We start from the raw sequence: 11,915 nt of genomic DNA on the forward strand, positions 1-11,915 counted from the left end.
TTCGGGGTGGTCAATTTGGCCCGGAATGCCTGGTCAGTTTGCCCCGGAATGGGGTGGTCAATTTGACGCGGAATCAATGGTCACATTCCGCCGGAATCAGGTGGTCAATATCAGCGGTATATCCACGTGGAATACCTTATTGCTAAGATAATTAACCTTTGCAAATCCCCAAAACCTTTAACTACCTAATTATGAATTATTTGCAATTTTTTTAATAACTCAACGCACTAAAAGAGTACTTAATAGTCCTTAAACAATTTAAAGTTGTTTTAAAAAATAAAATCTCATTCATTTCTAAAATTTTTTATCTCAACCACAGTTAAATAATATGTACATGTCTGTTGCAGCACACAAGTGCTACATTTCGGTACCCGAGATTGGCAAACAAGAGCAGCAAAATCGAGGATGGCCCAATTGAGGCTTATTGAATCAGGGTGATCTACAATGTCGTGTGCTAAAGCTTGTAGGTATTTATCATAACGCAAGTCCTTCAATTTTCGATGGCCAAAATAACGTTCAAGTACCCTAGCCATATTTACATCAAGTAGCGGCTTGTTTTTGCCTTGTATTAATAATTCCACAGCGTTACCAATGTATTGGCCAATGAATGGGATTGCATCAAGTTCAGCTCTGCTACTTAATAGAACTGAATCATTTAAGTTCATTTTTTGCGCCAACTTTTGAAGCCTTTCGGCTCTTTGTTTATGTAATCCTATTGGTTTTAAAGTATTTTCTATTTCTTCTAGCTTTGCAGAGGCGATTACTTTCCAATTTGGGTAGACATTGAAAAAATGCGTGAAAATTTTGTCGACTGTAGCTGCCTTAGTTCGTTGCAACAAAATTTCAGCGATAAGAAGTTGATACGAGGAAAGACCAGACTCCCTCCAAGGGAACCATCTGCCATGTTCCTTAAACCAAGTCAGTAAGATAGTTTGAAAAACCTTAATATCTATAGCCTGCGGTTCCATATTGGGCATAACACTCGTCCTTTTTTACAAGTTTGCTTTTTTAAAATATTGAGCGCAACACCTTTAGAAATTATAAAAAGCAAATACGAATTCAAATAGAAGTTGTATAGTAATCAAATCATTAAGCATTTAAAAGAAAAAAGTTTTAATTTGCCTTTTTAAAATTAAAAATGTCAGAAACTTCGCTTAAGCTATTATCAATATTACCTGATTATCGAATCAAAGCTGCTAACGTAATGATTGAAATCAATATCGGTGAATATCTAAAAATAGCTGACTTTATAACTGATAATAATGATTATCAACGCAAGATCGTTATTAAGTCAAAAATTAAAGAGATATTAAGAGAGGATTTTCTACAAGGTTGTTCGATCCCGCCAATTGTTCTAGCTGTAAAAAATCAACACGAATTATTGGATTTAAATTTTGAAAAATTTAACAATGAAGACTTGATAAGAAAAGCTTTTCAAGAAAACGATTTATTAATCATCGACGGCTTACAGCGAACTTACGTCATGCGCTCTCTCAGAGACGAGTTACAAGCAAAAAAAGAGGACGACAAATTGGTCTATTTTTTAAACCAACGTATTCGAGCAGAAGTATATGTTGGACTTAACCGTTTAGGCATTCTTTACCGGATGATTACTTTGAATACAGGCCAAAATACAATGTCGACCCGCCACTTGATGGAAATGCTATATTTCGACTACAAGACAACCGGGATTGAAGGCATAACTTTTGTAACTGATAAAGACGATGCCCCCGTTAGAAACAATACGAATGAGTTCAATTTCAAAGATGTGTTGGACGGTTTCAATTCGTATCTGGAAGGCAAAGAAAATATCGCTGAACGAACTGAAATCTTAGATAATATAAAAACCCTAAAAAACCTTGATGACTTAAATAAAGATATAAATTCATTTCAAAACTTTGTGAAGTTATTTAAACAGTTCTTGGACCAAATTATACAAAAAACCGAAGATTGGCACTTTGAGGCGGATGACTTTAAAATGACCGAATTTAATATCAAGGCCCAGCCTTATGGTAAATCTACCCTGGAGGTATTTAAGCGGTCCCAAGCGCTAACAGGGTTTGGCGCTGCTTTGAAATTTTTAGAAGGACGTGGGTTTAGTATAAGTCATTTGACTGATTTAGTTTCACAGATAAATGTAGAACATGATGACTTTCAATATGTAATGAAAAGTTTAATTACCCATCTTGACGTAATCCGTGATAAGTCAAAAAAGATTGGTAATGACCAAAGGTTCTTTTTTAAGGAAATTTTCGAGTCGCTCTTCGACAAAAATCAAGATAGCTTTTTATTGTTTGACAAAGCAGTTCAAAAAGCGTTTGATGAAACTAGGGATTATAAGTTATCGAAACAATAGCGTGCTATGAGCTTATTGATTCCCGTTGAAACAGGATCGGAGCAGTATGACGAGTTTAGATTTACCGAGTTTGAATGCGGTGACCAAAACTATTTTATATTATCCAACACAAACGATCCGGCGGAAAAAATCCGCATTCTATTTCCGTTCGGTTTGACAAGTATCGCCGCGCCCTATACGGTAAGTGTTAACCTTTTTCAGAATCAGCAAATTACCCAAAGTGATGTTATTGAATTAAAGTTAACGTCAATTGGAAATGGTAAGGATTCTGAAATTAATGGGATCGTACAAAAAGAGAAGGTCAAAGCGTTTAGGATAGGTTATATCTTCATGCTTAACGCTTTACTTGAACCAACAAACTCACCATTCAATGAGCATTCATTTTCCTTCGCCTATTACGCTTTCGAGAAATTAATGTCGGGTGAAGCAAGTTGCGCAGCAAAAGCACCAAAAGAAAAAAAGGATGAATATAGTTTATCAGAGTTCTATGATGTTGAGCTGTCCTGTGTGGTAATTTGTGATCAAAACACTGATAAAGTCTCAGACTTTAATTTCGATCATTATCTCTTCGACCTGCTACTCTATGGATTTACATTTGTCTCCAACCAGTATCAAAAAATACGGGTTAATGCCTCTGACTTTATTTCTTCAAAATTTCAAACAATTCGCGATACAAGTGCTGTAGGAAGGCTTTTTTTGACATTAAGAAAAGCTCCATTTACTCATACTGAAATATCATATCCTATCATATTAATCAAATCGTTAATTGCAGAAGAAAGTCATTTTCTTACACGATTTCATACTTTATATCAGATTTTTGAGATGTTAATTGATGATATTTTAAAAACAGAAATTCGCTTGCAAATTTGTGGTAATACAGAAGATTTACAAGGGCATAAGTTGAAGGCAAAAGTGTCAAAACTGGCGACCGACGGATTTCGCGTTAATCTACTCATCAACAAATACAGTAAGACTAGTGACGGGCTTACAACTCCCTTAACTGAAAAATTGTATAAAATGGCAACACATATCAATCCACTATATCGAGAGACGAGTCAAACGTCTGAAGAAACAGAGGAATTTGAAAGTGATGAAGAAAATGATACACAGTCTACTCAATTAGCAGGCCTTATCGTCAAACTAAGGAATGATTTAGTGCATAATTATAGGGCTTTATATTCCAATGAACAGGAGCGTAGCACTAAAGAAAGTCTCGTTACGGAGATCGTGGATGATTTGGAGTTAGTGTGTTGTGAAATACTAGTAACATTTGGTCGAAAATCTGAGAGAAAAGGTGTTTAATAGAAAAGTAGCTAATACAGGCACCCCAAAATTAACTACACACAACAATTAATTGTTAAGATCTTAGCTATTTGGATAGCTAAAAATTTCAATTGTTTTAAAAACTAACCTGCTTAAACCCCAACATTTGTTTCATAGGAATTGCATAATTTAGATATTAAAGTGATTTCGAAGTAAAAATCTCTATGGATTTGCGAATGCCTTGGCGGCATAACGGGGTGGTTTTTCCAACGTAGATGCGCCCGGTATCATTAGTTATGACTCGTGGACAAAGAACCTAGCATTAGCGGTGCATGAGTTCTTCCATACCTTGTCCCTGGGTGATAAGGAGAGATCTGAATTCAAAGGAAATTTGATGTATCATCTTGACGCAAATGGTAAAACGCTTAATGTTCAACAAAAGACGGATCTTATCCTCTATATAATATTCGAGTTAAATAAACTGACCAGTTCAACCTATCAAAATGCGGGCATAAATACAGTGGTCAAATTACGAACACAACTTAATGATCCAGCCAATGCGGTACGCTATAATCGTGATCGGTTTCGCTAGCTTCTTGTGCTGGTTACTGGCATGCCAGCAGCCAGCTAAGCGCCCAAAACCTAATGAAAAAAGAACCGACAAAATACTAAAAAAAGATACTTGTGGTTTATATGTATCTGACGGGCACGATGTGTTCAGTAAGTTAGGCTGCATCAGCTGTCATCTGCATGGGGACGGCCATGTAAATGACAGCACCAAACTGTCTGATTTTGGCAAGAAGCAGACAGTAAATCTTAAAGAACTTGCGAAGCTGGACAGCGGTCATATCCGGCACTACCTGTTTCCAAGCGCCCATCAGGGATTGCTAAAACACGATACCCGGTTAACTAATTTGACCGATTGTCAATTTCGTCAAATGGTGTACTTCTTCCGGCATATCGAGGAAATGCAATATGGGAAGTGACCTGTATTGTATCATTAAGATAGGTTACAACAAACACACTCTGTAATGTGTTCGCTCCCCAGGCTGGGCTCAAAACATAGTTAAATATGAGAGAAAGTTTGTAAGTCTCGCATTAAGCTGTTCGACTTTAGTCCTGTTGGGGCTACCCAAGTAAGTAAAAAGCCTCTTAGACGAATCTGAGAGCTTTTTTGTTGGCCTAAACGCATGAAGAGGACCTTCAAAGATTTAAGGTCCACCCAAATGAGTGGTACAAATCAAGATACACTTGTAAATAGGCGAAAGGTACACTTAAAGTCATTGTAATTGACTATATACCAAGTTGGTGTCGAGCTCTAATTTTCTAACCCATTAATCAGTTAGCTATGATAAACAGCTTTCACATTATATTCTGCCTCTACAAGTCAAAAGTAAATGACAAAGGACTGTCTCGCATCTTCAGCCGAATTCCTTTCGCTGAGCTTAGATATGTTAAACTGTTACGTACCCAGCATCGGGGTAACGTCATGGCGAGGGATTTGAAGAATTATTTCGGACAGACCGTGCGAATGATTTGTAATTTCGTGACGAATAAACTTGTACATACGGTCAAAAATCAAACAATGTGCTTTGCCGCATGGCTCGATAATAATGGTATCTGCTTTGATATTGTACATTTCCCACAGTCAATTCAGTTTACACCTTTCAAGGGCCGTGGTTGTTATCTCACCAAAGTCAAGGTTATCGAAGAATTCGGTTTTTGCAGCCATGAGGTGGAGCGGTGTGAGATAACCGGTGAAGGGTCGCAAGGATAAGCAAAGCATGAATAAAGTAAAGGCTGCACTGCTTGACTACCGTGGGCATGAGATGATGGTGGCATAGGTGCTTTAATCGAAAACTGATATTGGGAAATATTGAAGCGCCAAGCGAAATCATCCGGCAGGCGCTTCAATAATGAATGATTTTTTAATGTGTACCCGTTCCTAAAAGGTTACTAAAGACCTTGGCAAACAATGCCGCGTCTATATTGACTGCAATGTAAGGTCCACCTAACTGCCATTTTTTGCGCGTCACTAATGGGCCACTAAATTTTTCATTACCGTAGTCAAAACGATCATGTCCAACGGCATAGTTGACCTGACCGAAATGACCTCCAGCATTAAAGAACAATCCGTTCGTTACTTCAACATTTACTCCAAGGAAAAAATTGCTGAACGATTTGTCGTTCAAATTTGTTCCAACCGTTATACCTAATCGCTCTAAAGGCCTTCTCGGGGCAATATTTAAATTGCGTGGTATAAAGTGAAATGTTAAAAACAGGCTAAGGTAGCCCCGGACATTCTTATTATCAGAAATTAGTGTCGTATCACCGTTAGGATTTCTGAAGGTTGCTATATTCTCAGGGTTTTTTAACCAAGTCGATACAACAGCTGTTCCAACGCTTACCCGGCTTGTTTTTAATAATTTGATCGTTTTATCATTTATGATTGTCGGACTTCCGCTATTAAACTTTGTAATTGTAAAAGGGAATGTTCTGGTGTAAGGTCCAAAAATGGGCGATGTGAATTCATGATATTTTATTGGTTGACCATCTTTGTCGGATTGTGCCGATGCCACATTGGTATTTATCTCATCTGCAATAGCTACAGGACTAAATTCCCCATCGCTTTCCACCACGTATTTGGCCTCAGTAAGCGAAATGATATGGAATTGAAATTTATCAATATTTTCTTTTGCAGTAACAGGATAATATGAATAAATAGGGCTGCCATTTTCATCAAGATAAATATGAATTGCACCTTGTTCATCAATGATAAGGTTTTGTGAAGCGATATAGGTATAGCCGTTTTTATCAATCTGTTTTTCAACGTATTTATACAATTTATTATCCACTCCTTTTTTGGTCGTCGTGGTCGTCGTCGTTGTAGTAGAGACAGCAGGAATGTTAGGGTCAATTTTAAACTTATCACTTGGCAAGTCAGCGCTTCTGATCGCTATACCCATACCTTTAACAATAATTCCTGATGTTATTGCGGGGGATAATTTACCGTCTGTGCCTATACTCCAGTCTTTAGTGCCATCAACGCCAGCGGCTTGAGGAGGAATGGATGATGAAGGTATTTTAAAAACAGCTGGTTTGGCTTTATCAGTAAAGAAGGAAATAGTAAATAAGTTGTGTGTCGTTTTATTTATGATGTGAATTTTACCGTTGCCATCTGTAAAATCGGCATCCTTTAGATCATTAATAGTCACTCCGCCTTTTTTTAGTACTACATCAGCGTCCGTTGTACTTGTGAGCGTAATAGTGATATCAGTTTGTGCAGAACTATTCATCCATGCAATTACTAACATCCATAAAAGGATTGGTTTAATTTTCATATCGTTCAAGGTTTAAAGTTTTATATCCATGCTTTTTGCAACTTTGTCCAATTTGATTGCATAGGAAAAGGCATTGTCACCGCCGACAATAATACCAATTGCAAAATTTTTATTGTCCACAACCAATGCACCTGAATCACCGCCCTGGGTCAAAGTTTTGTAGTTGTTTGTCGTCTTATCTATTCTGGTAAGGACAATAAGGTCACTCAATTCCCACAAGGAATTTCCAGGATATTTTAAGGCTGCTGGCCAAGAGTCGTTGTAAACAAATCCATTGACAATGCTCCCCGTTTTCGCACCTAAAATATTCACCTCAGTTTCACGTAATACATCGTCATAGTAAACAGACCTAATCGAGGCTGGATTCCGAATTTGCTGATTGGAAAAGTTTACACCATTGTTAATTTTTGCAATTGCAACATCCATATCTGCCGTTCTGAAACCAAAGTAAAGTTGAGCTATGGATGCACCATTTGAATCAAGGATGTCTGTGCTGTCAGATAAACGCGTCCAATTTAAATCTCCATTTAAAACGTGATAACACGATAGCACAAAGTGGTCGCCGTAAATGTCTTTAACTATGGCACCAATTGTGCCTCTCCCAAGTACGCCAGAGCGGTTGTAAACTCCTTTTCCTGCATCCGCTGAATTTGTTTCTGCCTGTTTGCCAGTCACAACCACTTTAACTGGAATTTTAACAGTTCCGCCTGCCGATAATTGAACCGAAAGCTCTTTGGGGATATGAGTCGCACCAACTGCATCAATTACATGTACTTCGACACAACCAATTTGTGATGTGCCATTTTTCAAGTAGCCAGTACCTACAGATAACACCCCTGGTATTGCTTTAATGTTGTCACGATATTTGTCAACTCCTAATTGCGAAAGTTTATATTCTGGTGCATTTATGAATTCTTGTAACTGAGCAATATCATTCACCTGTTCATATGTTCGAGCATCGACTAATTTACCTTTCAATTGTTTGGTATACAGTAGAAGGTCAAGTAAATCGTGCCAAAATTTAGAGCCCAGGCTGATAAAGCAACCTGTTAAAATACAGCCAAAGGGCAATAATGCCCATGCAAATCCTTTAGGTAATTCTTTATCCCATCCGATTACCTCGTATGGCCTATCAAGATGTCCAAGGATAACAATAAGATCAGCGCGAATAATAAGAGAAATAATGGTTCCGCAAATAATATTTAAAACCAGTATCCTTTTACTACGATCTTCTTCTTTGGATTCCTCATTCTCTTTCTCGCGAAGATTGCCAAAAGATAAAGTTAAAATGGTTTTGCCGGAAAATTGAAGCTTAATGAAATTGGCCACCCGCTCATTGATCATACTTAGTATGAACAATATTATAGAAATCGTTATTGCTGAATCCATGATAGGTATATTAGGTTGTAAACTACATACTCTATCAGCAACTGCACGTATCTTTCTCTATGATAGAGATTTGTGATGAATTTTCAATAAAGTTAATTGAAACTATTATCACTTCAAAGAATATTATTAATAAATTTTAATAATATTCAAATATTCGTTTTATTCAATATGCTTACACCTCACCGAATTAAAAATGAGGAATGTTTTTGCCAATAGTATGTCTATTATTTATGTAAGCTACATACCGAAAAAATGGGGCAGATTTCTCTATTTATCCAGTCGATAAAATATTGTTTAACATTCGGAATTAAAATCAATGAGCCACTGAATCTTTGCTGACCTGGTTTTAGGTTGTTTTAATATTAATTGTTTGATTTTTTACTGAATCTGTTTTAATACCATCAACCGGGGTTTTTACTACAGTAGCTGTATTAAGGATGCCCGTGATAAATATGATAAGGCTCAATACGTAACATATTAGCTGAGCACAGGACCATCCCCTGATTGATCCCCTGTTAACAACATAGTCATCTTTATATAAGGTTCCTGTTATCGCCTCGATAACAACATAACTGGATAAAAATGAAGCGATAAAACAAATTTCCATCCAAATTAACTTCGTTTAATTGATGTGGAACAAATCTTTAAAAATGACAGCAGGCGCAATGATAAAGGCAGACGCAATCGCAAAAACAATTTTGTTTGCTCAATATATGTTTTTATCGCTTCTTTCCTATTTTCAAAAGGGTTAGGTACCCCGGTACCAGCGGGGTTGGTGTGTCTGGGGTTTCTGTCATGACTCTGTGTCTCTGCAGAATGGAGAAATGTTGCACCAGCGCAGCTGAATAGCCTTAAGGACCGAGATAGAGCTTCTTAATTAAGCATATTAATTCCGCTATTGTAGTCTAGTTCCGCCGGTTGTTCGGCCATAGTAGTGATGAGCAAGGAGGATCGAACTAATCACAGTTCAGCAAAATAAGGTTAAATCCTGTATAAAACGGTCAAATTTAGTCCTATTGTAGCTTCCAAGAAAACTTTTAAATTGAGCGATTAAGGTAGCCCGAACAAGACTCGAACTCAGCGCTCATTATTAAGTTAATGAAGCTAACCTTCGTAAATCATCTACAAAGTGGTTCGAGAAGCACCCAGTTGGGTGCCCCAACTTTGAGCATAAGCATTTAAATATTTATTACAAATTACCTTTCAATTACGGCGATTGCATAAGCTGCTGAGTTATGCTTACCATCACCAAGGTAAATAGCATTGCCATTTTCCCAATATTTAGCAACATCGTATTGACCATTGTTTTCTTCGCCTGCTATATAAACTATTTTATTTGAGACAGTAATTGCTTCGGCAAAACCACTTCGTTTCCGTGTCTCAGAGCTAAGTATGATCTCTTTTCCGTTTTTCCAATATGCAGGAACAAGATTATAGTCGCTTGATTTTTTAGCCCCTGTTACATATACATCGTTGCCTACCGCAACAATAGCACGAGAACTAGCACCTAATCCCTCGATGTCACTGAGATCAGTCTCTTTTCCATTTTTCCAGTACTTGACCATAAAACCAAATTTTCCTCTTTGCTGACCTGCAACATAAACATCATTACCCACTACAGCAATGCCACTTGCAGATGCCTCCTTGTCGGCCGGCGCAAGCAACACTGCTCTACCGTTTTTCCAATATTTCGCCTTAGTGGAGCTTAAATTTTGTGTGTCCTGCTCAAAACCCGCTACATAGACATTGTTACCCGAAACAGCAATTGCTGTAGTTGGTTCATGAAGGCTTCCGTCACTTAACCGCATTGGCACTCCGTTTTTCCAACACATTGCAACATATGACAAATTTTTGCCGGCTTCATAGCCTGATACATAAATATCCTTACCAACTACAGCTATCCCTGTAGCTGAAGCTTTATTATTTCCATCAGTAAGACTTACCGCTATGCCATTCTTCCAATAAGTAGCTACACTCTGTCTATTTTGGTTTACTTCACCCGATAGATATACATCATTTCCGACAACAACTATACCTTTAGCTTTTCCTTGATGCACCCCGTCAGTAAGATATACTGGCTTTCCGTTTTTCCAGTATGTAGCAACATAATTGTATTTACCATCATTTGAGTAGCCTGCAACATAAACATCAGTTACCTTTGAAAAGCCAATTGTTTTAGGCAAGGTAGTAGTATCATTGGCGGCTAACGAAGTGCCGTTTGATGTGATCGTTAAAGCTGATATAACAAGCAAATAGGATTTGTACTTTTTTGTAAAGTTCATTGTGAAAATGTTTTTTCAACGCTGTCTGAGGTTTAAGACTATCGAAAATAAACAAAAAGTATTAGATCTTATTGATCAGAGTATTTTGCCTTTTTGGGGTGCCCAAATAGGGGTTAAACCAAGTCATTTATCAATTTAGATGAAATTAATCCTTTTAGAGTTCCTATGAAATGGACGAGAAGCACCCAGTTGGTTATGATATGCAAGTGCACCCAACTGTGTGTTTCTCGAACCATTTTATGAATGATTTAAAGTGCTTGGCTTCCTTAACAGCTTGAAATTAATCTTGGTTCGAGCCCAGTATGTGTCCGAAACGCAAGCTCCCCAGATTGGCCGTAATTCGAACCATTTGATAGAACAATCGAGGCTTTTAGTTTTAATTAATATAATATTTAGTTAAATCCTGTTACCGGTTTAATGTAGTACTAGCATTGATAGGATCAATCAAACGTTCCTCCGACTAATAATTTGAAATTGATCAAAATGTATTTCTTGAACATAATCTCGAAAAGCGTCACCTATAGTTTTGAGATCTAAAGGCATATTGTTTCCGGGTAGTAATAAAGCTATATGAGGTTGAAAATGTCTTGCTCCAAACGCACTTTTTAATTTGGTACTTGGTTTTCTTTTCCCTAAAATTCGACGATTTTCATGTAGAAAGAATCTACTTCGGTACTTCTCAATTGGTATTCTCAGCTGGGAGGTTCTATGAATGCGAATACCGATTTTCCTATCAGCAGGAATTAGGTCTGGCCTTGGATTTTCACCGCCTGGTGCGAGAACCATGAAACGAGTTTCCATAGTATCAACAGATAAAATGCATGAAACTTTTGTCTCTTTCACATTTGGCATAGGTCTTCTCGAATGATAAACTGTTAGGTGTAAGTTTTTGACTAAAGATTCAGGTTGTACTCCAATTTCATTAATAAAAAATTCCCTAATATGATCTACAGATTTTTTCGCAACCCTAAAATTCGCCCATACTTCGTATTGACTTCTTTGAATAAAATTCATACAATGTTAAAATATTTGAAACAGTAAAATCAATCACTGTTCCTAAAAATAGGATTAAAACGACCGGCCTTTTGCATTTTCCGTTCTGCATCCAAGATTTTTTTGTCAATGACATTAAAGTTTAGATTCATCCAATTGATAAGTTGTTGAAAATTATCAGCCAAAGAGTCACCATACTTTTCAGTTAAACCTGTATGTAAACTTATAGGATACTTCTTTTCACGGGCATATTTTATTGCAGATTCGGCAGTTGATAACACAAATGGTACA

Annotated in this window: 8 protein-coding genes; 3 read left to right on the forward strand and 5 right to left on the reverse strand. The window is 37.2% G+C overall.

The features are described from left to right. Positions 1–284: 284 nt before the first annotated feature. Positions 285–968: an endonuclease III domain-containing protein gene (locus IEV61_RS18355; protein WP_188418522.1), complete on the reverse strand. Its 684-nt coding sequence runs from the start codon at positions 966–968 to the stop codon at positions 285–287. Positions 969–1,138: 170 nt separating this feature from the next. Between IEV61_RS18355 and IEV61_RS18360 the strand changes: the two genes are divergently transcribed. From IEV61_RS18360 to IEV61_RS18370, 3 genes are all read left to right on the forward strand, one after another. Then, complete coding sequence (locus tag IEV61_RS18360; protein WP_188418523.1) at positions 1,139–2,356, forward strand: hypothetical protein; 1,218 nt, start codon at positions 1,139–1,141, stop codon at positions 2,354–2,356. 6 nt (positions 2,357–2,362) lie between these two features. Next, positions 2,363–3,658 carry a hypothetical protein gene (locus tag IEV61_RS18365; protein ID WP_188418524.1) on the forward strand — a complete coding sequence of 432 codons (1,296 nt, stop codon included), beginning with the start codon at positions 2,363–2,365 and terminating at the stop codon, positions 3,656–3,658. Positions 3,659–4,194: 536 nt separating this feature from the next. Beyond that, positions 4,195–4,605: a hypothetical protein gene (locus IEV61_RS18370; protein ID WP_229747202.1), complete on the forward strand. Its 411-nt coding sequence runs from the start codon at positions 4,195–4,197 to the stop codon at positions 4,603–4,605. A gap of 942 nt (positions 4,606–5,547) precedes the next feature. On the opposite strand, the gene IEV61_RS18375 is transcribed toward IEV61_RS18370, so the two are convergent. The 4 genes from IEV61_RS18375 to IEV61_RS18390 all read right to left on the reverse strand — a co-directional run bounded on the left by IEV61_RS18375 (position 5,548) and on the right by IEV61_RS18390 (position 11,645). Further along, complete coding sequence (locus IEV61_RS18375) at positions 5,548–6,960, reverse strand: hypothetical protein (RefSeq protein ID WP_188418526.1); 1,413 nt, start codon at positions 6,958–6,960, stop codon at positions 5,548–5,550. Between the two features lie 12 nt (positions 6,961–6,972). Continuing rightward, complete coding sequence (locus tag IEV61_RS18380; protein ID WP_188418527.1) at positions 6,973–8,349, reverse strand: S1 family serine peptidase; 1,377 nt, start codon at positions 8,347–8,349, stop codon at positions 6,973–6,975. Between the two features lie 1,196 nt (positions 8,350–9,545). Next, positions 9,546–10,631, reverse strand: coding sequence for a hypothetical protein (locus tag IEV61_RS18385; protein ID WP_188418528.1), 1,086 nt, complete (start codon positions 10,629–10,631; stop codon positions 9,546–9,548). 444 nt (positions 10,632–11,075) lie between these two features. After that, positions 11,076–11,645, reverse strand: coding sequence for a hypothetical protein (locus IEV61_RS18390; protein WP_188418529.1), 570 nt, complete (start codon positions 11,643–11,645; stop codon positions 11,076–11,078). Positions 11,646–11,915 lie beyond the last annotated feature (270 nt).

This window comes from Mucilaginibacter galii (assembly GCF_014635825.1).
Classification (GTDB): Bacteria; Bacteroidota; Bacteroidia; order Sphingobacteriales; family Sphingobacteriaceae; genus Mucilaginibacter; species Mucilaginibacter galii.